Raw genomic sequence first — 25,277 nt, 5'->3', positions numbered from 1 at the left:
GGGCTGCCGGGAGGGTCTCAGCAGCGCGTGCAGGTGATGGTGAGCGCGATCGTGTCCGGCGGCGGCGGGGAGTTCAGGTAGGGGGCGATCCAGCCCGCGAAGCCGTCGCCGCCCTCGATCGGGCCGTAGTGCCAGCGCTGGTTCGGGGCGAGCGGGGTGCCGTCGCCGTTGGCGATGTGCGGGTCGCCGGGCGTCCAGCCCTGGGGGCAGCGGGCCACCACGCCGCCGGAGGAGCCGACCGCGGTGACCGTCTCGACGTTCGGGTCGGCCGCGGCGGCTGCCGGTCCGGCGGTCACCGCCGCCAGGGAGGCCAGGGCGGCGGCCAGGGCGAGGCCGGGGCCGAGGATGCGCTTGCGCGTCAGCGTCATGGAGGTCCTTCCGTTGCTCGCGCCGCCCACGTCGGTTCGTGGACGGCCGACCGGCATCATCTCCGTCACGCAGCGTGATATCACCAGCGCTGCCCGCAACCACTCGTTCGGCCGGAGCGCGGAGCGGGCGGTGGTGCGGGGGCGAGCTTTGCCCGCGGTGATCGAGTGCGGGCAAGATAGCGGGGTGACCCTCCTGGACCTGATGCCGAAACCCGCCACGCCCGACTCGCTGTTTGAGACCTTCGCCGAGTGGGCGTCGGAGCGCGGCATCACCCTCTACCCCGCCCAGGAGGAGGCGCTGATCGAGCTGGTCTCCGGGAACAACGTGATCCTGGCGACCCCGACCGGGTCGGGCAAGTCCCTGGTCGCGGCGGGCGCGCACTTCGCCGCGCTGGCCGAGGGCAAGCGGACCTTCTACACCGCGCCGATCAAGGCGCTGGTGTCGGAGAAGTTCTTCGACCTGTGCAAGGTCTTCGGCACCGAGCAGGTCGGCATGATGACCGGCGACGCCTCGGTGAACCCGACCGCGCCGATCATCTGCTGCACCGCCGAGGTGCTGGCGCAGATCGCCCTGCACGACGGCCCGCGCGCCGACATCGGCCAGGTCGTGATGGACGAGTTCCACTTCTACGCCGAGCCGGACCGCGGCTGGGCCTGGCAGATCCCGATCCTGGAGCTGCCGCAGGTGCAGTTCCTGCTGATGTCGGCGACCCTCGGCGACGTCCGCCGCTTCGAGGAGGACCTGACCCGCCGCACCGGCCGCCCGACCACCGTCGTCCGCTCGGCGACCCGCCCGGTGCCGCTGTTCTACGAGTACCGGCGCACCAACCTGCACGACACGCTGGAGGAACTGCTGACCACCGGCCAGGCGCCGGTGTACGTCGTGCACTTCACGCAGAAGGAGGCGGTGGAGCGGGCGCAGTCCCTGATGAGCATCAACATGTGCTCGAAGCAGGAGAAGGACGCGATCGCCTCGCTGATCGGCAACTTCCGCTTCACCACCAAGTTCGGCCGCAACCTGTCCCGGTACGTGCGGCACGGCATCGGCGTGCACCACGCGGGCATGCTGCCCAAGTACCGCCGCCTGGTGGAGCGCCTGGCGCAGGCGGGCCTGCTGAAGGTGATCTGCGGCACCGACACGCTCGGCGTGGGCGTCAACGTGCCGATCCGCACGGTGCTGTTCACCGCGCTGTCCAAGTACGACGGGCAGCGGGTGCGGATCCTGCGGGCCCGCGAGTTCCACCAGATCGCCGGACGGGCGGGGCGGGCCGGGTTCGACACCGTCGGCCAGGTGGTGGCGCAGGCCCCCGAGCACGTGGTGGAGAACGACCGGGCGCTGGCCAAGGCCGGCGACGACCCGAAGAAGCGCAAGAAGGTGGTCCGCAAGAAGGCCCCGGACGGCTTCGTGTCCTGGACCGAGGAGACCTTCGAGCGCCTGATCGGGGCCGACCCGGAGCCGCTGGTGTCCCGGTTCAAGGTCAGCCACGCGATGCTGCTGTCGGTGATCGGCCGCCCGGGCAACGCCTTCGACGCGATGCGCAAGCTGCTCACCGACAACCACGAGGACCGCTCCGCCCAGCGCCGCCACATCCGCACCGCGATCGCCATCTACCGCTCGCTGCGGGAGGGCGGCGTGGTCGAGCAGTTCGACGAGCCGGACGCCGAGGGCCGCATCGCGCGCCTGACCCTCGACCTGCAGGAGAACTTCGCGCTCAACCAGCCGCTGTCCACCTTCGCGCTGGCCGCCTTCGACCTGCTCGACCCCGAGTCGCCCTCGTACTCCCTGGACGTGGTCTCGGTCGTCGAGGCGACCCTCGACGACCCGCGGCAGATCCTCGCCTCGCAGGAGAACAAGGCGCGCGGCGAGGCCGTCGCCGAGATGAAGCGGGACGGCGTCGAGTACGAGGAGCGGATGAACCGGCTCCAGGAGATCAGCTACCCGAAGCCGCTGGAGGAGGAGCTCGGCCACGCCTACGAGGTGTACCGCCGGGCGCACCCGTGGATCGGCGACCACCCGCTGCGGCCGAAGTCCGTGGTGCGCGACCTGTACGAGCGCGCGATGACCTTCACCGACTACGTGGGCTTCTACGAGCTGGCCCGCACCGAGGGCATCGTGCTGCGCTACCTGGCGGGCGCGTACAAGGCGCTGGAGCAGACCGTCCCGGACGACATCAAGACCGACGACCTCAAGGACGTCATCGCCTGGCTCGGCGAGCTGGTCCGGCAGGTCGACTCCTCGCTGCTGGACGAGTGGGAGGCGCTCGCCAACCCGACCGAGCCGGAGGCCGCCGAGGTCCGCCTGGACGACAAGCCCGCCCCCGTCACGGCCAACGCCCGGGCCTTCCGCGTCCTGGTCCGCAACGAGCTGTTCCGCCGGGTCGAGCTGTGCGCGCTGGAGCACTACGACGCGCTGGCCGAACTCGACGGCGAGGACGGCTGGGACGCCGACCGCTGGGCCGACGCGATGGACGGGTACTGGGAGGAGTACGACGACCTGTTCACCGGCCCGAACGCGCGCGGCCCGAAGATGCTGCTGATCGAGGAGGTCGAGGACGAGGGCCTGTGGCGGGTCCGGCAGATCTTCGACGACCCGAACGGCGACCACGACTGGGGCATCTCCGCCGAGGTCGACCTGTACGGCTCGGACGAGGAGGGGCGCGCCGTCGTCAAGATCACCTCGGTCGGCGCGCACTGACCTTCCCCTTCAGGACCCCGGCTGCTGCGCCGCGTAGTGCGCGAGGTACGCCAGCAGCCGGGGGTCGGTGGGGCCGTCGCCGTTCGCGAAGTCCAGGAAGATCCGGCTCTCCACCCAGTAGCGGTGGGCGAACTCCTCGAACGAGGCGGCGCACCAGCGGATCGCCGCCGGGTCCGCCAGGTCCTCGTCCGGTTCCTCCCCCTCGGCGACCAGTTCGAACTGGCCCTCGTAGTCGAGCCAGGAGTGCACCACGAAGCTCTCCCCGCCGGGCCGCAGGTAGAGGTACCAGAGCACGCAGTCCTGCTGGTCGCGGAAGAACCGGACCAGGTACGCCCCGGGTTCGACCGGGCTGGGCAGCGGGGCCGAGAAGTCCGTCCAGTTGCCGGCCGGGGCCACCTCGTCGAGCGACCGGAGCAGCCGCCCGTCCCGGTGGTAGGCCAGGAAGTCCGCCGGGAGCGCCAGCCCGAGGCCGGCCACCGCCCGTTCCAGCTCGGCGAGTTCGGCAGCCTCGGTGTCCGGCACCGGCTCCCCGCTCAGCCCGCCGAGCCAGTCGAAGGCGCCGGTGAACCCGGCCGGGTCGAGCGGGGGCAGCGTGTCGAACGGGTAGCGCTCGTAGGTGGCGGCGCAGTCCCGGTACGGGCCGAGTTCGTGGTGGCACCACTCGGCTTCGAAACGGACGGTCACGGGGGCCTCGGCGGTTCGGTGGGAGGTCGGTCGGTGTCCCCGGAGGGTAGCGGCACCCGCCGACAGTGCGGGCGGGCCCCTAGGATGGCGCGATGGAAGAGCTGGTGCGGGTGCCGTCTGAGGTCCGGGAGCGGTTCGCCGTCCGGTTCGGGGCCGGGGTCGCGGGGTGGTGCGACGAACTGCCCTCCCTGGTGCGGGAGTTGGCGGGGCAGTGGGGGTTGGAGGTGGTTGCGGCGGGCGGCGGCGGCACCTCGCGGGTGTTCCGCTGCGTGCGCGGCGGTGAGGTGGTGTGGCTGAAGCTCACCCCGGAGCCGCCGATCGCCCGCGAGGAGGCCGAGGCGCTGCGGCGCTGGGCGGCGGTGCCCTCGGTGGTGGCGCTGCTCGCCGCGGACCTCCCGGCCGGGGCCCTGCTGCTGGCGGACGTCCGGCCCGGTACGACGCTGCGGCGACTCGGCTGGAACCTGCCGGAAGTCGCCGCCCTGCTGAGGGACTTGCGCACCCCCGCCGGGCCGGGGGCGGACCCGGTGCTGCGGCCGGGGGCGGACTCGGTGCTGCGGCCGCTCGCCGACCGGGTCGCCTTCCTCCTCGACCTCGCCGAACGCCGCGGCAGGCCCGTCCCGGCCGCGCAGCGGGCGGCCGCCCTGGAACTCGCCTCCGGCGGACCGGTCGGACTCGTCCACGGCGACCTCCACCCGTCCAACGTGCTCGCCGGCCCGGACGGCCGCCCGGTGGCGATCGACCCGCGGCCGTGCTGGGGCGACCCGGACTTCGACGCGGTCGACTGGGTGCTGGAGGGTGCCGCGGACCTGGCCGGGCTGGAGCGGCGGATCGCCGCCCTGGCCGCCCTCGTCCCCGGTCTCTCCCCCGACCGCCTGCTGGCCTGGTGCCGGGCCCTGAGCGCCCTGACCGCCAACCCCCTGCCGGCCTGAGCGGCCCTCAGGTCCCGGCCGTGGCGGCCAGGTGGGCGGCGATGGTGCGGGCGCAGGTGGCGGGCGGGGTGTGGGTGGTGTCGACGGCCAGGTCGTAGTGGACGCCGCGGTGGACCCGGGCGGCCTGGTCGGCGGCCATGCCGGTGGTGCGGTCGCCGCGGGCGCGTTCGCGGGCGGCGGCCTCGGCGGGGTCGCAGTGGACGGCGACCCAGAGCACGTCCAGGCCGCGCAGGGCCTCGCGCCAGCGCTGCTGGGAGGCGGGGCCGGAGAGGAACACGTCGTCGACGATCACCGGCGCGCCGGCCCGGGCGGTGGCCGCGATGCCCGCTATCCAGGCGGCCTCCAGGGCGCGGAAGCCCGCGCCGACGGAGACGGTGCCGTCCGGCGCGAACCCGATGCCGGTGCCGGTGTCGATGCCGGTGCCGGCGCCGGGGACAGGCTCGGGGGTGGCCTCGCGCAGGGCCGGGGGCAGGGCGTCGACCAGGTCGTCGATGCTGAAGGCCAGCCAGGGGCGCGGCAGTTGCTCCTGGAGGGCGCGGGCGAGGCTGCTCTTCCCGCTGCTGGAACCGCCGTTGAGCACGATCACCCGGGTCGTCGCCATGGCCCCACCGTAGCGGCGTCCGGGCTCAGCGCGGGGTGAGGCCGTCCAGCACCAGGTCGACCAGGGCGGTGACGAAGGCGGGGGTGACGGGTTCGCCGAGCAGCAGGTGGCGGGCGAACAGCGGGCTCATCAGGGCTTCGACGGCGGCCCGGGGGTCGGCGTCGGGGCGGATCTCGCCGCGGGCGGCGGCGCGGTGCAGGAGCTGTTCGGCGCGGGTGAGGCGGTCGGCCCAGTAGGCGTCGCGGCCGCTGCGGGTCTCGGCGGTGGCGGGGGCGATGCTCAGGTGCAGCAGGGCGGGGCCCTCGGGGGTGTCGAGGAAGGCGCCGAGGGCGGTGAGGAGTCGGCGCAGGTCCTCGCGCAGGCTGCCGGTGTCGGGCAACGGCATGGCCTGGTCGGTGTAGTCGGCGAGGGCTTCGCGCAGCAGTTCCTCGCGCGTCCCCCAGTTCCGGTAGACCGAGGTCTCGTGCACTCCGGCGGCGGCGGCGACCGCGGCGACGGTGGCGGCCTCCAGGCCGCCCTCGGCGAGCAGCCGCACGGTGGCGTCCAGTACGGCCCGGCGCATCGCGGCGCCGCGGCGGCGCAGCGGGGCGGTGGCCTTGAGCTGGGGAGTCTCGTCCTGGGGCACACCGGGAGCCTAACGCAAGACTCCTTGCGTTGCATCGGGCGGCGACGTAGCCTCGACAACGCAAGTCACCTTGCGATAGCCCGCGGTACGCCGGGGTGTCGCGAGCGGCAACGAGGCCGCCGACGGCTCGCCGCCGGCCGGAGAGGAACGAGACCATGGCTACGATGCGCGCCGTCCGCCTGCACCTGCCCACCCGCACGCTGAGCGTGGAGGAGGTGGAGCGTCCGGTGCCCGGCCCCGGCCAGGTGCTGGTGAAGGTCGAGGCGGCCGGCGTCTGCCTGTCCGACGTGCACCTGATCGAGGGTTCGCTCACCCCGCTGTACCTGCCCGGCGAGAGTGTCACGCTGGGGCACGAAGTCGCGGGCACCGTGGCCGAGTTGGGCGCGGAGCCGGGCCGCTGGCAGGTCGGCGACCGGGTGGTGCTGCAGGCCGGCGAGAAGCGCGACGGGATCACCTGGACCCGCGGCGTGGACTACGACGGCGGCTGGGCCGAGTACGCGCTGGCCCGGGTCGACACGCTGTTCGCCCTGCCCGACTCGATCCCGTTCGAGCAGGGCTCGATCATCCCGGACGCGGTCTCCACCCCGTGGGGCGCGGTGACCACCACCGGCGGTGTCCGGCCGGCCGAGCCGGTCGGCGTCTGGGGCGTCGGCGGCCTGGGCGCGCACGGCGTCCAGCTGCTGCGGGCGATCGGCGCCAACCCGATCGTCGCCGTCGACCCGGCGCCCGCCGCCCGCGAGCGCGCCCTCGCCTTCGGCGCGGACCTCGCCCTGGACCCGGCCGACCCCGAGCTCGCCGCCAGGATCGGTGCGGCCACCGGCGGCGCGGGCCTGGCCGCCGCGTTCGACTTCGCGGGCGTCCCCGCCGTCCGCGAGCAGGCCATGAAGGTGCTCGGCGCGCACGGCCGGCTGGTGCTGGTCGGCCTCACCGACCAGCCGCTGACGGTCACCGACAGCATCCGCTTCTCCTACCTCCAGCAGCAGATCCTCGGCCACTACGGCTCCGAGGAGGGCGCCGTCCCCCAGCTGATCTCCCTCGCCGCGGGCGGCCGGCTCGACTTCTCCCGCTCCGTCAGCGAGGTCCTCCCGCTGGAGCGGGCCGCCGAGGCCGTCGAGCGGCTGCAGACCAAGCAGGGCAACCCGATCCGGCTGATCCTCAAGCCCTGAGGGCCCGTCAGGGGCGCTGTTAGGCTACGACCGTGTTCGAGTACCACGGCTGGATCAAGGTCCTGATCACCGCCGCCGCCGAGGACGACGACTCCGAACCGGCCCGCACCATGGCGGCCGTCGAGGACATCGGGCGGCGCATCCAGGAGATCCACAACCCCTACCTGCTCGATGTGAGGTGGATGAACGGCGAGGCGTTCGTCCACCTCGCGGGCGCCCCCAACCACCGCGACCCGGAGATCCTCCGTTTCTTCGCGGAGGTCGGCGAGCGGGCCCCGGGGTCGTACGGCCTGCTGCACGTGCGGGACGACGAGGACCCCGAGTGGTGGAACGGGGTCCGGGTGCTGCGGATGGTGCGCGGTCAGGTGACCGAGCACCCGGAGCCGCTGCTGTCGCCCTGCATCCCCGTCCTGGAGGACCCTGACCCGCTCACCCTCACGTCCGAGGAGTAGCCGCTCAGGCCGTCTCCGCCGCCTCCGTTGTCCCTGCCGTCTCCGTTGTCCCCGCCGTCTCCGCCGGTTCCGCGAGCGCGGGGGCCGGGGTCGGGGTCGGGCGGTGCCAGGTGGCGATCCACAGGGCGGTCAGGGCGGCGGAGGTGCCCGCGGCGGCCATGGCGGGGCCGGTGCCGGTGAGGGTGGCGGCGGTGCCGAAGAGGGCGGGGCCGATGCCCTGGAGGGTCATGTTGCCGGAGCCGAGCAGGGTGAACGCCTGGCCCTGGGCGTCCGCGGGGAGCGCGTCCAGGAACGGGCGCTGGAGGCCGAGCGCGTAGGCGAAGCCGAAACCGGCGGCCAGCAGGGCGGCGGCGCACAGCGGGAGCGGGACGGGCAGCGCGAAGACCAGCAGCGGCAGGCCCATCAGCGCGGCCAGCGGTGCCACCAGGCGCTCCCGGGTGGCGGGGGCGGCGAACCGGCCGACCAGCAGGTCCCCGACCAGCATCCCGACCGGCAGGCAGGCCAGCAGGAAGCCGTAGCCGCCGGTCGGGAAGCCCCGTGACCCGGCGTACGCGATGACCAGCGACTCGGCGCCGGTCACCGCCGCGGACGGCAGCCACTGGGCGAGCAGCAGGCGGCGGACCGGGGTGCGGCGCAGCAGGTCGCCGTTGCCGCGCAGGCTCTGCCGGAGCACCGAGCCGGTGGCGCGCCGCAGCGGCGGCAGGTCGGGCAGCCGCAGCCGGATCGCCAGCGCGTTGGCGAGGTGCAGCCCGGCGGCGACCAGCAGCGCGCCGGGCGGGCCGAGCAGGGCGACCGTCACGCCGCCGCCGGCCAGGCCGAGCAGTTGCGCGCCGGAGGAGGCGACGTTGGTCAGCGAGCGGCCGAGCACGTACGCGTCGCCCTGCAGGGTCTCGGCGACCAGCCGGCCGGACGCCCCGTTGAAGACGGGGGTGAGCACCGCGACCGCGCCGACCAGCAGCAGGCTGGCCGCGACCGGCATCCGCACCAGGGCGAGCAGGGCGGCGGCGGTCGCGTCCAGCAGGTACCCGGCGGTGATCAGCAGCCGGGGGCGCAGGCTGTCGGTGAGCGAGCCGAGCAGCATCGAGCCGAGCAGTTGCGGCAGGAACCCGATGCCGAAGGCGACGGCGCTCAGCAGGGCGGAGCCGGTGCCCGCGTAGATCAGCACGGCCAGGGTGGTGATCCGCAGCGAGTCCCCGACGATGCCGAGGGTGCGGGTGGTGAACAGCAGTCGGAAACGCGGGTCGCCCAGCACCTCGCGGTAGGTCGTCATGGCGGCGAGCCTGGCGTCCGGGGGCGGCGCGGGCGAGAGATTCGTCCCTGGACGTAAGGTCGTGGGGCGGCGGACGGCCGTCGGTGTGTCGGTGTGTCGGTGTGTCGGTGTGTCGGTGTGTCGGCGGGAGCGTGGAGGGAGTGCCGGGTGCTGAGGTACGAGGTGGCCACGGAGGACCTGGTGCGCAGCCGGTTCGCGCTCTCGCCCGCGTTCGAACTGGCCAACCTGCTGCGGCTGTTGGACCGGGGCGGGGAGCGGTCGCTGCCGCCGGGGTGGCGGGAGCGGCTGCGCCCGGCGTTCCTGCGGCTGCGGGCGGATCCGGCGGTGCGGGCCGCGCTGGCGCTGCACAACGAGAAGTTCGGGGCGGACTTCATCGCCATCCCGCCGCGCGGCATGGACCAGACCTGGGCGGACGACCTGGCGGCGGTCCTGGCCGCCCCGCCGGAGCCGGCCCGGGCGGAGATCGCCCGCTGCCTGGCGGCCCGGCCCGACACCGACGGCCCGGCCCGGGCCGTGCTGGCCGCGCCGGACGCGGTCCGGCAGGTCGCCGAGGCGCTCGACCGGACCTGGCACGCGCTGCTGGCCCGGGACTGGCCGCAGCTGCGCGCCCTGTGCGAACGCGACGTGGTGCACCGGGCGGGCGAGTTGGGCCAGCGCGGCTGGGCGGCGGCGCTGGCCGGGCTGCACGAGAACGTCCGCTGGCGGGACGGCGGCATCGAGGTCCTGCCGTTCGACGCCGCCACCACCTACTCGCTGCGCGGCGCGGGGCTGCTGCTGGTGCCCTCGGTGTTCGTCTGGCCGAACGTCGCCGCGCACCACGACGAGCCGTGGCCGTGCACCCTGATCTACCCGGCCCGCGGCATCTCCGCCCTCTGGGAGCCGGGCGCCGCCGTCCCGCCCGACGCGCTGGCCGCCCTGCTCGGCCGCTCCCGGGCCCGCGTCCTGGCCGCCCTGGACACCCCCGCCAGCACCACCCAGCTCGCCCGCAGCCTGCACCAGACCCCCGGCGCGGTCGCCGACCACCTCGCCGTCCTGCGCGCCGCCGGCCTCCTCTCCCGCGCCCGCGCGGGCCGTTCGGTCCTCTACCGCCGCACCCCGATGGGCGACGCCCTGATCGGCTCGGCCCCCTGACCGGTGCCCGGGCCCGGCGCCCGCCGCCCGGGGTGTGGGCGGGCGTCGCTACAGTGCGGCCATGACTGACATCACTGCGGCGGACTCCGACTGGGACCGCCAACTGGCCGACGGTTTCGCCGTGTTGCTCGGGCGGCCGCTCGATGCGTTCGACGCCGGGGCGGTGTACGCGGCCGAGGTCGACGGCAACCTGCTGGCCGAGACCGGCTTCAGGCAGGAGCCGGCCTGGGTGCGTCCGGCCGCGCTGCGCGGGGAGGAGTCCGTGCCGGGGCTGTGGGTGTACGACGCGGGGCGCGAGCTGCCGCGGTTCGACGCCGCCCGGTCCCTGTTCGACTTCCCGGCGGGCGCGCCGGGGCGGGACGCGCTGCCGCCGGCGTTCCTGGCCGCGGTCGGGGCGGCCTGCTTCCGCCCGTCGCTGATCCGCGGCGCGGACCTCGCCCCGCTGGTCGAGGAGCACGGGGTCGACCTGGCCGACCCGGCCTGCCGGGGCGCCTGGTCGGTGTACTTCGCCCGGCTGGTGTCGGACGGCACCCTGTTCGGGGCGCTGGTCGCGGCGCTGCAGACCGGGCGGGGCCCGGCGGAGCTGCTGGAGTTCGAGTTCGAGCCGGAGGAGGAGGTCGAGGAGTCCTGGCGGGAGGGGCTGGCCGGGGTGGCGCACCCGGAGCTCCGGCACCACCTGGGCTTCTTCTGCACCGAGGGCGAGAGCGGCCTGATGCCGGTCGACTGCGGGAGCACCGGGCACCGCCTGGACGGGGACGGCTGCGCGGGGGTGATGGGCTGGGAGGACGGGTACGGCCAGCTCGAGGTGAACGTCGTCCGGCTGAGCGAGCAGGTGGCCGGCCCGCAGCGCTGAGCTCCGCGTCCGCGGCGCCTGCCCCGCCCGGCCCGCCTGCCCCGCCCGGCCCGTTCGGCCCGCCTGCCCCGTCCGGCCCGTTCGGCCCGTCTGCCCCGTCCGGCCCGCTGCGGGAAATCCGTTGGCCCGGGGCGGGGCGGGGCTGAATGCTCGTCGCATGACGGAGCTGATCCTGCACGAGGGCGAGATCCCGGCCGACGCGGCGACGGTGCGCGCGCTGCTGCGCGAGCAGCGGCCGGAGTGGGCCGGGCTGCCGGTGGTGGCGGCGGGCGCGGGCACCGACAACCGGATGTTCCGGCTGGGCGACGGGCTGCTGGTGCGGCTGCCGCGCACCGCGGAGCACGCGGGGGCGCTGCGCAAGGAACGGCACTGGCTGCCCGGGATGGCCGCGCGGCTGGCGCCGCTGCGGGTGCCGGAGCCGGTGCACGCGGGGGTACCGGGGGCGGCGTTCCCGCTGGACTGGTCGGTGTACCGGTGGATCGAGGGCGCGCCGCCGGGGCCGGGGACGGTGTCCGACTGGGCCGCGCTCGGCACCGCGCTGGCCGGGGCGGTCCGGGCGCTGCACGCCGCGCCGCTGCCGGCGGCGGGTGAGCGGGCGGGCCTGGACGGTTACCGGGGGCGGGAGTTGGGGCTCTGCGACGGGTGGGTGGGGCAGCGCCTGGCCGAGCTCCGGGCGAGCGGCGGGGACGGTCTCGACCTGCCGCTGCTGGCCGGGCTGTGGCGGGCGGGGGTGGAGCTGCCCGCGCCGTCCGGGCCGCCGGTGTGGCTGCACGGCGACCTGAAGCCCAGCAACCTGCTGGTCCGGGACGGCGCGCTGCACGCGGTGATCGACTTCGGCGGCCTGGCGGTCGGCTTCCCGGACGCCGAGCACGCCCCGGTCTGGGACCTGCCGGCAACCGCGCGCCGGGCGTACTGGCGGGCGGCCGCGCTTCCCCGGGAGACCTGGCTGCGCGCCCGGGCCTGGGCGGTGGCGGTGGCGGCGGCCGGGCTGCCGTACTACCGGGAGCGCGATCCGGCCTTCGCCGCCGAGTGCCGGGCCCGGCTGACCGCCCTTCAGCAGCACCCGGAGGAGGGGGACCCGGGCCGGTCCTGAGCCCGTCACCGGCATCGCAGTCGGGTCTCATCAATCCTTACAGTCGGGTTTCATCAATCCTCCACAGCTGATCTTGCGTCAATCTGTATCTTTTTTGCGTTCACCCGTGGACTTCCTGCCGTCGTGCGCCCTACGCTCGGCACGCCCGGCCACCACCCGGGCCCTCCCCCGCAGGAAGCACGGTCATCCATGCTGAATCCCCCCACGCGCGCCAGACGGACCGTCGCGTCCCTGGCCACGCTCGCCCTGGGCGCCTCCGGGCTGCTGGCGGCGGCGTTCGTCAACGCCGGCCCGGCGCACGCCGCCGCCGTTCCCGCGCTCTCCCCGCTGGCCGTCCCGGGCCGCGGCGCGAGCGTCCCGTTCATCGAGCAGGAGGCCGAGTACGCGGCCACCAACGGCACCGTGGTCGGGCCGGACCGGCTGTACGGCCACCTGGTCTCGGAGGCCTCCGGGCGGCAGGCGGTGACGCTGAACGCGACCGGGCAGTACGTCGAGTTCACCCTCACCGCGCCCGCCAACTCGATCGACTTCCGCTACAGCCTGCCGGACTCCGCGGACGGCAAGGGCCGCGACGCCTCGATGGACCTGCTGGTCAACGGGCAGAAGCTGAAGAGCGTCGACGTGACCTCCAAGTACAGCTGGTACTACGGCGGTTACCCGTTCAACAACAACCCGGGCGACAGCAACCCGCACCACTTCTTCGACGAGACCCGCACCCTGCTGGGCACCACCTATCCGGCGGGCACGAAGATCCGGCTGCAGGTGTCCTCCACCGCCCAGTCGCCGACCTTCACCATCGACCTGGCCGACTTCGAGAACGTCGCCGCGCCGATCCCCAAGCCCGCGAACGCGATCGACGTGGTCGCGGACTTCGGCGCCGACCCCACCGGCGCCACCGACTCCACCGCCAAGTTCCAGGCCGCGGTCAACGCGGGCGCGGCGCAGGGCCGGACGGTCTACATCCCGCAGGGCAACTTCACGCTGTACGACCACGTGGTGGTCGACAAGGTGACGCTGGCCGGCGCGGGCCCCTGGTACAGCGTGCTGGGCGGGCGCGACCCGATCAACCGCAACCGGGCGGCCGGCATCTACGGCAAGTACGTGGCGGGCGGCGGCTACGGCGGCGGCGTCCGGCCGCAGGAGGCGGGCGGCCCGAGCCAGAACGTCACGCTGAAGGACTTCGCCATCATCGGCGACGTGCGCGAGCGGGTCGACGACGACCAGGTCAACGGCCTGGGCGGCGCGATGTCCAACTCCACCGTGGACAACCTGTGGATCCAGCACACCAAGGTCGGCGCCTGGATGGACGGTCCGATGGACCACTTCACCATCAAGAACAGCCGGATCCTCGACCAGACCGCGGACGGCGTCAACTTCCACACCGGCGTGACCAATTCGACGGTCACCAACACCTTCCTGCGCAACACCGGTGACGACGGCCTGGCCTCCTGGCCGGAGCGGCTGGCGAACACCAACGACAGCTTCACCCACAACACGGTGATCCTGCCGATCCTCGCCAACAACATCGTCACGTACGGCGGCAAGGACTTCACCATCTCGGACAACGTGATGGCCGACACCATCACCAACGGCGGCGGCCTGCACATCGCCAACCGCTACCCGGGCGTCACCTCCGGCAACGGCACCGCCGTCTCCGGCACCATCACGGCGGCCCGCAACACCCTGATCCGCACCGGCAACAGCGACTACAACTGGCAGTTCGGGGTCGGCGCGATCTGGTTCGACGGCCTGAACGAGCCGATCACCGGCGCGACCATCAACGTCACCGACACCGACATCCTGGACAGCTCCTACGAGGCGATCCAGACCATCGAGGGCGGCGTCACCGGCGTCAACCTGACCAACGTGAACATCGACGGCGCGGGCACCTACGCGATCCAGGCACAGGCCAACGCCCAGATAAAGTTCACCAACGTCACCGCCAAGAACATCGCGCAGGCCGCCACCCCGATCCACAACTGCGTGGGCACCGGCTTCCAGATCACCGACGGCGGCGGCAACTCCGGCCTGAACGGCTCCACCTGCACCGGCCAGTGGCCCGCGCCGGTCTGGACGTACAACGGCGTGCCGGTCGGCGGCGGCAACGGCGGCACCTCCTCGCCGTCCCCGTCCCCGTCCACCTCGAACCCGTCCTCGCCGTCCCCGTCGCCGTCCACCTCCACCGGCCCGACCTGCCCGAGCGGCACCGGCAACCTGGCCCAGGGCCGCCCGGCCACGGCCTCCGGCACCAGCCAGACCTACGGCCCCGGCAACGCGGTCGACGGTGACGCCAACAGCTACTGGGAGAGCACCAACAACGCCTTCCCGCAGTGGATCCAGGTCGACCTGGGCTGCTCACTGAGCCTGACCAAGGCCGTCCTGAAGCTGCCCCCGGCCACCGCCTGGGCCACCCGGACCCAGACCCTCACCGTCCAGGGCTCCACCGACGGCACCACCTTCACCACCCTGGTCGGTTCGGCCGGCTACACCTTCGACCCGGCCACCGGCAACACCGCCACCATCAACCTCCCCGCCACCCCGACCCGCTACCTGCGCCTCAACGTCACCGGCAACACCGGCTGGCCCGCCGCGCAGCTCTCCGAGTTCCAGGTCTTCGGCGGCGGCAACGGCAGCTCCTCCCCGTCCCCGTCCTCCTCGCCGTCCCCGTCCTCGTCGCCCTCGTCCTCCTCGGGCCCGACCTGCCCGGCCGGCACCGGCAACCTGGCCCAGGGCCGCCCGGCCACGGCCTCCGGCACCAGCCAGACCTACGGCCCCGGCAACGCGGTCGACGGTGACGCCAACAGCTACTGGGAGAGCACCAACAACGCCTTCCCGCAGTGGATCCAGGTCGACCTGGGCTGCTCCCGCAGCCTCTCCAAGGCCGTCCTGAAGCTGCCCCCGGCCACCGCCTGGGCCACCCGGACCCAGACCCTCACCGTCCAGGGCTCCACCGACGGCACCACCTTCACCACCCTGGTCGGTTCGGCCGGCTACACCTTCGACCCGGCCACCGGCAACACCGCCACCATCAACCTCCCCGCCACCCCGACCCGGTACCTGCGCCTCAACGTCACCGGCAACACCGGCTGGCCCGCCGCGCAGCTCTCCGAGCTCCAGGTCTTCGGGGCCTGACGGATCATCAAGGTACTGATGGACATCGGGCGATGATCATCAACTGATTGACGTCCATGCTTTGACGAACACCTGTGTGCGGACATCCGTCCACTGACGAACGTCCGCCGACCGGCGGGCCCCCGTCCCCCGACGAGGGCCCGCCCCCGAACCGGTACCGCCCGGGGTTCTGACGGGCGGGGAGCCTCCTCCGGCCCCGGGCAGTGCCGCACCCTCGATCCCGTCCGGTCACCGCGACCGGGCGGGATCGAGCCGTTGTGCCAACACGGCTGCTGTCAGCGGCTCGTGATAGGCAGTCAGGATGACCACTTCACTCGGATTCCCGGAACTGCTGGACCTCGTCGACGAGCGCTCCGCCGCACTGCGCAAGACCGTTGCCGACGCGCCGGACCTGGCGGTCCGCGTCCCCAGCTGCCCCGACTGGACGCTGTCGGACCTGGTCGACCACCTCACCGCCGTACACCTCTTCTGGGCGTCGGCCGTCGCCGCGGGCCCCGACTTCGTCCCCGCCCGCCCCGAGCCGGAGACCGGGCTCCCCCTCGACCGGGCGCTCGCGAACTCCGAGGCCGCGACCGCCGCCCTGCTGGCGGCCCTCCGGGAGGCCGGGCCCGACCGCCCCTGCTGGACGTGGTGGCGGGACGGCGACACCCCCAGCACCAGCGGGACGATCGCCCGCCACCAGGTGCAGGAGGCCGCCGTCCACGCCCACGACGCCCAACTCGCCGCCGGCGCACCGCTCCCCCTCCCGGAGCGCGCCGCGCTGGACGGCCTCGACGAGTTCCCCGACCTCTACTGGCCCCTGTCCGCCCCGTGGCCGCACGCCCCCGTCACCGTCCGGCTGCACACCACCGAGGGCCCCGCCCGGTCGTACGACCTCGCCCCGGCCGAACCCACCACCCCCGCACAGCCCCCACCACCCTCGAACTGACCGGCCCCGCCAGCGACCTGCTCCTCACCCTGCACCGCCGCCGCCCGCCCACCGGCCTCCTCACCACCGGCGACCCCGCCCTCCTCGACCACCTGCTCTCCTGGACCCGCCTCGGCTGACCACCCGGCCCCTCCACCCCCACCGGCCACCCGGCCCCGGGCCGCTCAGAGACCGGCCGGGTGGCCGGAGAGCCAGCCGGCGTGCCGATCGCGCATCCCGTCCCGCTCCTCGGGCGAACCGAGGAAGACGTCGGCGCCCCCGTCGTACGGGTGGTGGATGCGCAGCATCCGGGTGTCGGTGATCAGGACCCCTGCCGTCCGGTCGTCGGCGACGTCCCGGAGCAGGTCGTCGATGCAGCCGCGCCGCCACGGCCGTCGGACGGCGAAGAGGTGGCAGTACGTGCGGAAATCCGGGTCGGGGTCGTCCGCCACCAGCAGGCTCCGCCAGTGGTCGGCGACCCGCCGGTGCGAGGGGACGTCGGGGGCGGACGTCCACTCGGGAGTGACCACGTACACGTCCGCACCGGCGAACAGTTCGTCGAGGACGGTGTTGTAGCGGTCCAGGACGACGGCGTACTCCTCCTCCCCCTCCGCGTACCGCTTGGACCCGGGAAGGCTGTGGAAACGCACCCACACGTCCCGGTACGGGCCCCGGAGCCGGTGGGCCACGGGAGGACAGTCGGCCCACCGACGCTGCCACAGTTCCGTCAGCTCGGCCGGCTCGATCCCGGACACCCGCAGCACCCGCCCTCTCGCCCTGTCTCGTCGTCGGCGACCATGATGCCCGCGGCGGGGTCAAGGCGCGAAGTACCAGCAGTACAGGTTGAGGTGTTTCTCCACGCGGCGGCCGGCCAGGGCCGACACCCGTTCGAGGAGGTTCACTGCGTCGTCCAGCGAGATCTCATCGCCCGGTTCGAAGGCGGCCTCGGCCCAGGCAAGAGCCGTGGAGCGGAGTCGGTCCCTTCCCGCAGCAGCCAGAGCCGCGCACACCGGCTCCGGGAGGGCGAAGACAGCGAATCCGTCGTTGGCCATGGGCACCACGTCTCGAAGTGCGCTCTCGGCGCTCGTCAGTTGGGCTCCCCATGCCAGAACCGCGTCGTCCGGGTAGATGCCGTCGCACGGCACGGCCGGGAAGTCGTGACTGTGGCGGGGGCCCACCCGACGGGCGGACTCGTCGTCCCCGGCAAGGAAGAACTCGCCTACACGCACCATTCGGCAACCATGGCACCCCCGGGACCGGACGCTCATTCGGGTCGCGCATCCCGTCCCGCTCCGTGGCCGGCCCTGCGGGTCCGCACGGTGACGTACGAGCGCGAGCTGCCGCACCTCAAGCACGCTGCGACCCTGGGGCTCACCTACCAGACGCTCCAGGCCCGGAAGTCGGGCTTCGATGACGTCCTGTTCGTCGGCCGGGACGGATTCGTGCGCGAGGGCTCGGTGTGGAACGCGGCGTTCTGGGACGGGGAGCAGGTCCTGTGGCCCGACGCTCCGGTGCTGCCCGGCATCACCATGCAACTGCTGCAGGCCGCCTTGACCCGCGTCGGCGTGCCGTGGTCGACCCGCCGGCTGACGACCGGCGACCTTCCCGCCCTGCGGGCCGCCGCAGCGACCAACTCCCACTGCCCCAACCAGCCCCTGGCTGCCATCGACCGGGTTCTCTTCCCCGGCGGCGACACCGGACTGACCGAGGTCCTCGCCGCGGCCTGGGCCGAGGTCCCCTGGGACTCCGTCTGACGATCACGCTGCCGCCCGGGGCCGCCCAGGGCCGCTCGGCCGGGAAGTCGCGGTCGGACCCGGGGCGCTCACGCCGCCCGGGTTCCGGCCGAACAGGAGGACGGGGCGGGCGGCGGACCTGTCCGCGGACGTGCCGGAGATGCGCTGGATACTGCGGGCCGCGGGCCGCGGGCCGCGGTGACCGGCACGGGCAAGGGCGGGTGGCCGGGGAAGCGCCGGTGGCCTACACAGCACCCTCCCGGACGGGGACCCGGGACTCCGGGTGATCCTGGTGATCCGGATCATCGGTCCGGGCGGCGGCGCGCAGGGCCGCCTCGACCCGGCGGTTGCTCGTCATGGTCGACGTGACGGCGGTCATGGTGAGGAGCAGGCCGGCGGCCGTGTAGAGCGGGGTGCGCACGTCGTAGGTGGTGGCCAGCCAGCCGCCGAGGAAGGCGCCGAACGGGGCGGCGCACATGGCGAGCATGCGGGAGGTGGAGGCGACCCGGCCCATCAGGTGGGCGGGGACGATCGCCTGCCGGAGGGAGGGGCCGAGCACCATCGTGGCGCCCATGCCCGCGCCGCAGACGGCGAGCGCGAGGCCGGCGACGTACGGGTTCGGGGCGGCGGCGAGGCCCAGGATGGCGAGTCCCTCGACCGCGGCCGTGCAGGTCAGTGCGGTGCCGGTACCGAGCCGTCGGCCGAGGAAGGAGGCGGTGCCCGCGCCGAGCAGACCGCCGGTGGCCTCCGCCGTGAGGAGCAGGCCGAAGCCGAAGGTGCCGATGCCGAGGCGGTCGTGCGCGAAGAGGGCGAGTACGGTCTCCACGGCGAGGAAGGCGATGTTCCCGACTGCCGGACGCAGCGCGAGCCCCAGCAGCAGCCGGTCCCGGAAGACGTACGAGGCGCCGGCCCGCGCCTGCCGCAGCAGCGACTCACGGGCCTGGGGTACGGGCCGGGGTGCGGCGGGCAGCGACCGTACGAGCGCCGCGGAGAGCGCGAACGACACGGCGTCGGCGAGCAGCGGAAGCGCCCGCCCGAGCGCGAGCAGCGCACTGCCCGCAGGCGGCCCCGCGAAGCCGGACGCGGCGGTCTGGGTACCGCGCAGGCGGGAGTTGGCGCGCTCCAGGAGCGCGGTGTCGCGGCCGAGCAGGTCCGGCAGATAGGCCGTGGCGGCCGTGTCGAAGAAGAGTCCGCCGAGGCCGAGCAGGAAGGCGACGGCCGCGAGCAGCGGAATGCCCAGTACGTCGAGCGCTGCCGCTGCCGCCGGTATCGCGAGCAGCACCGCACGCGCCGCGTCCGTGACCCACATCGTGCGCCGGCGGTCCCAGCGGTCCACGAGCGCACCGCCGAGCACCCCGAAGAGCAGCCACGGCAGCGTTCCGGCGGCCGTGACGACGGCGAGGGCCATCGGATTCCGCGTCGACGTCAGGGCGAGCAGCGGCAGCGCGGCGTGCGACACCCCGTCACCGAGCGAGGACACCGTCTGCGCGGTCCACAGCCGTCCGAACCCGGTCGGCAGCTTTCGAACGTCCGAAGTCACCTGGCATCACCTACGGCCCGCGTGCCCCGTGCCGGGTGGAAGAGCGCGAAGACGAGTGACGCGTCCGGCAGCGACGGATCGGACAGCTCCCGGTACTCGTCCGCCAGTGCCTCCAGTCGCGCCCCCAGCTCCGCGAACTGCTCCTCGGTGAGCCGCAGGTGCGCCATCCGCACGTGCCGCTCGCCGCTTGCCGGCGACGCCTCCAGGTCCGCCACCGCGTGCCGCATCAGCATGTCCGGCCCGCCCTCGCCCGGGTCCGGCAGCTCGATCGACCGCGCGGCCATGGCGTAGTACCGCTCGGTGACCCCCCGGACCTTCCGCGTCCGCACCACCTTCACCAGGCCGGCCCGTTCGAGCAGCCGTACGTGGTAGCTGGAACTCCCCTTGGCGAGGCCCACCCGCTCGGCGATCTGCGTGATCGTCGCGGGCTCGAAGCGGAGGACGGCCATGATCCGGTGACGCGTGAGGTTGGAAACGGCGCGCAGCTGCTCGTCGGTGGTGACGTGGAACGTCTCGGGAAGGTCATCGGTAGGCATGCCCCAATGGTCAACACTTCTTGACCATTTGGCAAGAGGGATTTCCGAATCGGCTGTCCGGCACGCGAGGACTTCACTCCCGCGCCCCCTTCTCGACCTCGCCCGCACCAACCGACCGCTCCAGGGCGGGGTGCGGGGCTCGCGCAGGCGGGCGATGCCGCAGGCGGGTGACGCCGCAGGCGGGTTGGAGCAGGCCGGGGCGGAGGCCGGCCCCGCAAGCCCCGAACCGACGGGGACCCGTACCGCCAGTTGATGCGCATGCGATGCGATTCGGGCGGCCTTCACGGCGCGACGGACATCCCCCTTCCCACTCGATCGGACCGTCAAGAGCCGATGAGATCCAGGTCTTGCGCTCCCGCTGCTCGCAACCGCCGCGCCCGGCGGGATCGCTGTCGCCCCGCGAGCGGGCGGGCGGTTCTCGACCCATGCCGCCCCGGCGTCCGGAGCGCCGGAGCGGGGCAGCACCGACCGGGAGGGGAGCCGGAGGTTCACCGGGACCGGGAACGCTCGGCGCACCGGCGTGGAGTTGAGGTTCGACGTCCCGGCCGGCGGGTCGGAGCCCTACCCGATAGACCTGGCGTCGGCGAAGGAGGACGGTCAACTCTCGTGGTGCGTCTACGCCGAGCCGGACGGTCCGCGCAGTGGGTACCTGCCGACCAGGACGGCTGGTTGACGATCCACCCGGCGAGCGATCCCCCGGCCTCCGCCGCGCCGACGGGCCGCCCTGCCCCACCCCTGCGAATTCGGGCGGGGCTGTTGCGTTCGAGCTGGCGAGGGTAGCCTTGCCGCAAATTTGAACTCGTTCAATATTGGGGTGGGCCGGTTGACGGGCGCATGGATGGGGAAGCGAGCGCCGGCTGCGGCGCTGGTGGCAGTGCAGCCGGCAGGGCTGGTGGTGTGGCGTCTCCTGTCGTGGGAGGTCGACTCCGGGAGCCTCGCCGTGCTGGAGGCGTCGGGCGCGGTGGCCGGACTGTTCCTCGCGAGCCGGCTGGTGGTCCGCCGGTCGAGGGCGAGACGGCGGGCGGAGATGCGGTGGCTCGGACAGGCCGTGCTGCAGTACGTCGCCTGCTGCCTGACGCCCTTTCTGGTGCTGACCGTGGTCGCGGCACTGATCGTGCCGGACGGGGAGGGCGACCCGGGAATCGGATCCGACCTCGCGCTGCTCGGCATGGTGGTGATCTGGGTGAACGTTCCGACCTTCGTACTACTGCTCGTCCAGGCCCCCCGCGCGCAACGTGGCGCAAAGGTGGGCGCGCTCGTGGGCCTGCTGCCCAGCGCCCTGCCGATGCTCCTGGTGCTCTTCGGCGGCTGGCCGCTGCTCCTGCTGGTCGCGGCTCAGTTGTTCTTCGGCTTCCTGGTGCTACAGGGGCACGTCCCGCTGTCCTTCCTCGGGCTGCCGGCACTCGGCGCCGGAAGCCGACCGGACCTGCTTCCGGCGCGGGGCGCCGAGATGTGAGCGCAGCGGGTCCCCGCCGTGGCGGCGCTGCCGTTACGGGCAGCCGTCGGCGAGGGGGACGGCGGGTCCGGACGGGCTTCGGCCCGTCCGGACCGCACCTTCTGCGACGACCTGCGACGGCCCGCGACGACCCGCGACGGCCTTCAGGGGCGGTGGCGGCCGCCGCCCGGGCGGGGGCGGGCGGCGGCTTCGGCGGCGCCGTGGGCGATGTCGGCGGAGAGCAGGACCAGGAAGCTGCCGGCCACGCAGAGGCCGGCCGGGATGCCGGTGGCGATGCGGACGAAGGCTCCGCGGACCTTCTCGTACTCGGCCCGGGTGAGTTCGGTGCGGGTGTCGTGGCGTTGCAGGTAGTAGCCGGTGTCGTCCTGGCGGGCGTCTTGCGCGCCGGCGGCCGTGGCCAGGCCGAGGCCGACCAGGCAGAGGGCGATGCCGTACCAGGTCTTCAGCCCGCGCGGGAGGTTCCAGACGTACAGCACGGGGTCGAACCAGCCGCCCCGGCGCGGGAACTGGGCATTGAAGCAGCGCACCAGGGCGGAGAGGAAGAGCAGCGCGACCAGTCCGACCAGTCCGGCCCATAGCCACACGGGGGCCACCAGGCGCAGGGGCGGGGCGGTCGCCGCCAGGCACAGGACCTCGGCCGCGAACAGCACCCACATCGCCACGAAGTGCGCCCGGTGAGTGCCCGTCAGTACTTCCACCCCACGTCCCCGTTCCGATGATCATCCGAAGCCCGGCAGCCTACCGCCGCCGGGTGCGGGGGCGGGTGTCGGGTGCTCGGGTCGGCCTGGTGCCCGGCCGGTCCGGCTCTCGAGCCGGAGGGGGGAAGGGAGGGGAAGGGAGGGGAGGCACGCGGTCGGCGGGGTGTTGTCGCAGGATAGAGTCGCCGCCGTGCGAGAACTGGAGGCCGCCGGGCGGCGGGTGTCGGTGGGGCAGGTGCCAGCGGGACAGGTGCCGGTGGGGCGGGGCGTCGTGGAGGGCAGCCGGTGAGCCGCCGGATCGGCGGGGAGGCCGCCGTTCCGGTCCGGGGGGCGACGGCGCGGTGCACGGTCTCGGTCTGCCGGGGCTGCTGCTGCGGTACGCCGAAGATCCCCGGTCTCGATCACGCCGCCCAACTCGCGGACCTGCACGCCTCGTTGGCCGAGGTGGCCACCGTCCGTCCGGTGACCTGCCTGGATGCCTGCGACCACGCCAACGTGGTGGTCGTCCAGCCTTCGGCGGAGGGCCGGCGGGCGGGTGGGCGGCCGGTCTGGCTCGGGCTGGTCAACGACCGTGCCGCCGCTGCCGACGTCACCGCCTGGGTCGAGGCGGGCGGCCCGGGGCTGGCTCCGCTGCCCGCCATCCTCGACCTGTACACCTTCTCGCCCTCGCGTCGCGTCCAGGAGCACCTGGAGGACTGACCGCCCCGGGCACCGCCGGTCGGCCGGGGCCAAGGTCCGGCCGGGGCCGAGGTCCGGCCGGGGCCGCTGCTGGCGCGGCCGGGTTCCGGATAGTTACCATCCGGAATATGCGGACGAGCGAAGGCGTGGAGTGGGGCCTGCACTGCTGTCTCACCCTGGTCTGGGTGGGCGGGGCGGAGCCGGTGCCCTCGGCCCGGCTGGCGGCGATGTTCGAGCTGTCGCCGACGTACCTGAACAAGGTGCTGCAACGGCTCACCCGGGCCGGGGTGCTGACGTCCGTCTCCGGGCCGCGCGGGGGCGTGCGGCTGGCCCGGGAGCCGGAGCGGATCAGCATGATGGACGTGGTGGCCGCCGTCGAGGGCCCGGATCCGCTGTTCGCCTGCGCGGAGATCCGGCAGCGGGGCGTCTCCGCGACGGGCTCGGCCGCGTCCGAGTTCGCCCGCCCGTGCGGGGTCTCCACCGCGATGCGCCGGGCCGAACTGGCCTGGCGGCGCGAGCTCTCCGGTCAGAGCGTGGCCGACCTGGCGGCGGCCACCCCGGCCGCCTCGGTGGCCCGGGTCCGCGCCAACTACGCCCGGCTGGCCGGGATCGCGGGCTGAGCGGCCGCCCACCGGAAACCCCTTCCGCATCCGCCGATTCTGGATACAGTGTGTCTCGAATTATTCGGGACACCAGATGTCCCGAATAGCGGTCGACGCCCGCCACCGAGGAGAGCTCCCCCGTGACCGACGCGCTCAAGGCACCATCCCCCGTTGCCCCGGCCCCGCCCCCCACCGGGGCCGGTCTCGGTCTCGCCGCCGTGCTCGCGCTGGGCACCTTCGCGGTCGGCACCGACGCCTTCGTCACCGCCGGGTTCCTGCCCGCGATGGCGTCCTCGCTGCGGGTGTCGACCTCGGCGGCCGGGCAGTCGGTGAGCCTGTTCGCCGCCTGCTACGCGCTGGCCTCGCCGCTGCTCGCGGTGGCCACCGCCCGGCTGCCCCGGCGGACCCTGCTGGTCGGCGCGCTGGTGCTGCTCGCCGCCGCCAACGCGCTCACCGCGCTCGCCCCGGACTACCCCGTGCTGCTGGCCGGCCGGCTGCTCGCGGCGCTCGGCGCGGCGGCGTTCACGCCGACGGCGGGGGCGAGCGCGGCCGCACTGGTGCGCCCCGAGCGGCGCGGGCGGGCGCTGGCGGTGGTGATCGGCGGGCTGACGGCGGCCACCGCGCTCGGGGTGCCGCTGGGACGGGTGGCCGCCGTCGGACTGGGCTGGCGGGCCGCGCTGGGGGCGGTCGCGGCGCTGACCGCGCTGTGCGCGCTCGCGGTGCGCCTGACCCTGCCCGCGCTGCCGGGCACCGAGCCCGTCCCGCTGCACGTCCGGCTGGCGGCGCTGCGCCGCCCGGGGGTGCTGGGGGTGCTGCCGCTGACGGTGCTCGGGATGGCCGCCTGCTACGTCCCGTACTCGTACAGCGTGCCGGTGCTGGCCGCCGTCGGGGTCTCGGGGCGGACGGCGGTGGTGGCGGCGCTGGTGCTGTACGGGGCGGGCGCGGTCGCGGGGAACCTGCTGGCCGGGCGGTTCGCCGACCGGCGCGGGCCGGTGCGGGTGCTGGCGGCCGGGTACGCCGCGATGGCGGCGGCGTTCGCGGCACTGGCCGGCCTGGCGGCCGGGGAGGTGCGGGCCGGGGTGGCGGCGGTCGGGGCGCTGGTGTTCCTGTGGGGCGCGAGCAGTTGGTGCCAGACGCCGCCGCAGCAGTTGCGCCTGCTGGCGGCGGCGCCGGAGCAGGGCCCTCTGCTGGTGTCGCTGAACGCGTCCGGCATCTACCTGGGCATCGGCGCGGGCAGCGTGCTGGGCGGGGTGGCGCTGCCGTTCGGCGCGGCGGCGGTGTTCGCGCTGGCGGCGGTGCTGGCGCTGGCGGCCGGGGCGCTGCTGCGGGCGACGACGGCGCGGACGAGGGCGTGAGGGTGGCTGCGACGCGGACGAGAGCGTGAGGGTGGCTGCGACGCGGACGAGGGCGGTGTCGGCCGGGCCGCCCTACATCCACATGAACGGTTGGCCCGCGACGGCCGCGGCGGCCCGGTTGCTGGTGGTGAGGAGTTCGTCGGGGCCCCGCCGGTCCGCTGGTCGAGGTAGCGCGAGACGGTGAGGGTGATGTGGTGGCCGACCAGTTCGACCTTGGTGGCGGTCATCGGCCGGGCGGTCCCGGCGGGGGCCAACAGGCCGTCCGGATAGGTGAATTCGAAGTCCGCGGCCTTCTCCCGGACGGTCGGCAGGGCGCGGGCCGCGACCGCCGCGTCGGAGAAGCGCAGCACCGTGACGCTGGAGACCACCGGCTGGTCGCTGCGGGTGAGGGCGATGCCCATCCAGCCCTGGCAGTCGAGTTCGGCCAGCACGTCGCGGGTCTTGTCGTTCTGCACGGCCCGGCACTCCGCGCCCTCCCGGGCGGCCGAGCGGCGGGCCCGGTAGTTGTCGTACTCGTAGGCGCGCTGGGCCGGGAAGTACCGTTCGGCCAGGAAGGACTGGGACTCCGTCAGCGGCTGCGCGGGCTGGCCCGCCGCGGCCGCGGGGGAGGCGGACTTGTCCGCGCCGGGCACCCCCGACGCCGTGCTCCGCTGGTGCGAGGTGGCCACCACCCAGACCCCGCCGGCGGCGAGCACCGCGACGACGCCCCACAGCGCGACCAGCCGACGCCGCTCGCCGACCGCCCGGTGCCCGTGCGGCGGCTGCTCGTCGTC

The 25,277-nt window shown here is 74.2% G+C and carries 24 protein-coding genes; 14 read left to right on the top strand and 10 right to left on the bottom strand.

The genetic code is table 11. The annotated features are described in order from the left end of the window. Positions 1-17: 17 nt before the first annotated feature. Positions 18-368, bottom strand: coding sequence for a hypothetical protein (locus tag EDD39_RS34990; RefSeq protein WP_123563629.1), 351 nt, complete (start codon positions 366-368; stop codon positions 18-20). A 202-nt stretch (positions 369-570) separates the two neighbouring features. Between EDD39_RS34990 and EDD39_RS34985 the strand changes: the two genes are divergently transcribed. Beyond that, positions 571-3,063, top strand: a complete 2,493-nt coding sequence (locus tag EDD39_RS34985) for a DEAD/DEAH box helicase (protein ID WP_425269810.1) — start codon at positions 571-573, stop codon at positions 3,061-3,063. 9 nt (positions 3,064-3,072) lie between these two features. Here the strand turns inward: EDD39_RS34985 and EDD39_RS34980 are convergent, their stop codons facing one another. Continuing rightward, complete coding sequence (locus tag EDD39_RS34980) at positions 3,073-3,747, bottom strand: hypothetical protein (RefSeq protein WP_123563627.1); 675 nt, start codon at positions 3,745-3,747, stop codon at positions 3,073-3,075. Positions 3,748-3,839: 92 nt separating this feature from the next. Between EDD39_RS34980 and EDD39_RS34975 the strand changes: the two genes are divergently transcribed. After that, positions 3,840-4,676: an aminoglycoside phosphotransferase family protein gene (locus EDD39_RS34975; protein ID WP_123563626.1), complete on the top strand. Its 837-nt coding sequence runs from the start codon at positions 3,840-3,842 to the stop codon at positions 4,674-4,676. 7 nt (positions 4,677-4,683) lie between these two features. Here EDD39_RS34975 and cpt read toward each other — a convergent pair whose 3' ends face one another. After that, entirely contained in the window at positions 4,684-5,277 is a 594-nt protein-coding gene (gene cpt, locus EDD39_RS34970; RefSeq protein ID WP_208765740.1) for a chloramphenicol phosphotransferase CPT, read from the bottom strand. A gap of 25 nt (positions 5,278-5,302) precedes the next feature. Then, entirely contained in the window at positions 5,303-5,839 is a 537-nt protein-coding gene (locus EDD39_RS34965) for a TetR-like C-terminal domain-containing protein (RefSeq protein ID WP_123564048.1), read from the bottom strand. Positions 5,840-6,057: 218 nt separating this feature from the next. Between EDD39_RS34965 and EDD39_RS34960 the strand changes: the two genes are divergently transcribed. Both EDD39_RS34960 and EDD39_RS34955 read left to right on the top strand, forming a co-directional pair. After that, entirely contained in the window at positions 6,058-7,068 is a 1,011-nt protein-coding gene (locus tag EDD39_RS34960) for a zinc-binding dehydrogenase (RefSeq protein WP_123563625.1), read from the top strand. Between the two features lie 32 nt (positions 7,069-7,100). Beyond that, positions 7,101-7,520: an Imm7 family immunity protein gene (locus tag EDD39_RS34955; protein ID WP_123563624.1), complete on the top strand. Its 420-nt coding sequence runs from the start codon at positions 7,101-7,103 to the stop codon at positions 7,518-7,520. 4 nt (positions 7,521-7,524) lie between these two features. On the opposite strand, the gene EDD39_RS34950 is transcribed toward EDD39_RS34955, so the two are convergent. Next, positions 7,525-8,790 (bottom strand): MFS transporter, encoded by a 1,266-nt coding sequence (locus EDD39_RS34950; protein ID WP_123563623.1) that lies wholly within the window; start codon positions 8,788-8,790, stop codon positions 7,525-7,527. Between the two features lie 147 nt (positions 8,791-8,937). On the opposite strand from EDD39_RS34950, the gene EDD39_RS34945 reads away from it, so the two are divergent. The 5 genes from EDD39_RS34945 to EDD39_RS34925 all read left to right on the top strand — a co-directional run bounded on the left by EDD39_RS34945 (position 8,938) and on the right by EDD39_RS34925 (position 15,927). Further along, on the top strand, positions 8,938-9,921 hold the full coding sequence (locus EDD39_RS34945; protein ID WP_123563622.1) for an ArsR/SmtB family transcription factor: 984 nt from the start codon (positions 8,938-8,940) through the stop codon (positions 9,919-9,921). A 61-nt stretch (positions 9,922-9,982) separates the two neighbouring features. Then, entirely contained in the window at positions 9,983-10,774 is a 792-nt protein-coding gene (locus EDD39_RS34940) for a hypothetical protein (protein ID WP_123563621.1), read from the top strand. Positions 10,775-10,931: 157 nt separating this feature from the next. Further along, positions 10,932-11,867 (top strand): phosphotransferase, encoded by a 936-nt coding sequence (locus EDD39_RS34935; protein WP_341869364.1) that lies wholly within the window; start codon positions 10,932-10,934, stop codon positions 11,865-11,867. Positions 11,868-12,056: 189 nt separating this feature from the next. Beyond that, a complete protein-coding gene (locus EDD39_RS34930; protein WP_123563620.1) occupies positions 12,057-14,999 on the top strand; it encodes a discoidin domain-containing protein in 2,943 nt (980 codons plus the stop codon). Between the two features lie 301 nt (positions 15,000-15,300). Beyond that, the gene (locus EDD39_RS34925; RefSeq protein ID WP_123563619.1) at positions 15,301-15,927 is read left to right on the top strand and encodes a maleylpyruvate isomerase N-terminal domain-containing protein; all 627 of its coding nucleotides are present in this window, start codon (positions 15,301-15,303) and stop codon (positions 15,925-15,927) included. Positions 15,928-16,091: 164 nt separating this feature from the next. Here EDD39_RS34925 and EDD39_RS34920 read toward each other — a convergent pair whose 3' ends face one another. Next, complete coding sequence (locus EDD39_RS34920; protein WP_123564046.1) at positions 16,092-16,556, bottom strand: DUF3885 domain-containing protein; 465 nt, start codon at positions 16,554-16,556, stop codon at positions 16,092-16,094. Positions 16,557-16,721: 165 nt separating this feature from the next. Continuing rightward, the gene (locus EDD39_RS40010) at positions 16,722-17,138 is read right to left on the bottom strand and encodes a hypothetical protein (RefSeq protein ID WP_162870315.1); all 417 of its coding nucleotides are present in this window, start codon (positions 17,136-17,138) and stop codon (positions 16,722-16,724) included. A 9-nt stretch (positions 17,139-17,147) separates the two neighbouring features. On the opposite strand from EDD39_RS40010, the gene EDD39_RS40005 reads away from it, so the two are divergent. Beyond that, the gene (locus EDD39_RS40005; RefSeq protein ID WP_162870314.1) at positions 17,148-17,660 is read left to right on the top strand and encodes an aminotransferase class IV; all 513 of its coding nucleotides are present in this window, start codon (positions 17,148-17,150) and stop codon (positions 17,658-17,660) included. Between the two features lie 223 nt (positions 17,661-17,883). On the opposite strand, the gene EDD39_RS34910 is transcribed toward EDD39_RS40005, so the two are convergent. Then, positions 17,884-19,179, bottom strand: coding sequence for an MFS transporter (locus EDD39_RS34910; protein ID WP_123563617.1), 1,296 nt, complete (start codon positions 19,177-19,179; stop codon positions 17,884-17,886). After that, a complete protein-coding gene (locus EDD39_RS34905) occupies positions 19,176-19,715 on the bottom strand; it encodes an ArsR/SmtB family transcription factor (protein WP_123563616.1) in 540 nt (179 codons plus the stop codon). The genes EDD39_RS34910 and EDD39_RS34905 overlap by 4 nt, the downstream gene beginning before the upstream one ends. A gap of 793 nt (positions 19,716-20,508) precedes the next feature. Between EDD39_RS34905 and EDD39_RS34900 the strand changes: the two genes are divergently transcribed. Next, positions 20,509-21,171: a hypothetical protein gene (locus EDD39_RS34900; RefSeq protein WP_148089586.1), complete on the top strand. Its 663-nt coding sequence runs from the start codon at positions 20,509-20,511 to the stop codon at positions 21,169-21,171. 143 nt (positions 21,172-21,314) lie between these two features. Here the strand turns inward: EDD39_RS34900 and EDD39_RS34895 are convergent, their stop codons facing one another. Then, positions 21,315-21,869 carry a hypothetical protein gene (locus EDD39_RS34895; protein ID WP_123821001.1) on the bottom strand — a complete coding sequence of 185 codons (555 nt, stop codon included), beginning with the start codon at positions 21,867-21,869 and terminating at the stop codon, positions 21,315-21,317. A gap of 285 nt (positions 21,870-22,154) precedes the next feature. On the opposite strand from EDD39_RS34895, the gene EDD39_RS34890 reads away from it, so the two are divergent. The 3 genes from EDD39_RS34890 to EDD39_RS34880 all read left to right on the top strand — a co-directional run bounded on the left by EDD39_RS34890 (position 22,155) and on the right by EDD39_RS34880 (position 24,504). Then, positions 22,155-22,568 carry a (2Fe-2S) ferredoxin domain-containing protein gene (locus tag EDD39_RS34890; protein WP_208765739.1) on the top strand — a complete coding sequence of 138 codons (414 nt, stop codon included), beginning with the start codon at positions 22,155-22,157 and terminating at the stop codon, positions 22,566-22,568. A 107-nt stretch (positions 22,569-22,675) separates the two neighbouring features. Next, complete coding sequence (locus EDD39_RS34885) at positions 22,676-23,167, top strand: RrF2 family transcriptional regulator (RefSeq protein ID WP_123563613.1); 492 nt, start codon at positions 22,676-22,678, stop codon at positions 23,165-23,167. A gap of 122 nt (positions 23,168-23,289) precedes the next feature. Further along, complete coding sequence (locus EDD39_RS34880; RefSeq protein ID WP_208765738.1) at positions 23,290-24,504, top strand: MFS transporter; 1,215 nt, start codon at positions 23,290-23,292, stop codon at positions 24,502-24,504. The last annotated feature ends 773 nt before the right edge of the window (positions 24,505-25,277 follow it).

Source organism: Kitasatospora cineracea (genome assembly GCF_003751605.1).
In the GTDB taxonomy this organism is placed as follows: Bacteria; Actinomycetota; Actinomycetes; order Streptomycetales; family Streptomycetaceae; genus Kitasatospora; species Kitasatospora cineracea.
This window is presented reverse-complemented; position numbering and strand designations above follow the sequence as displayed.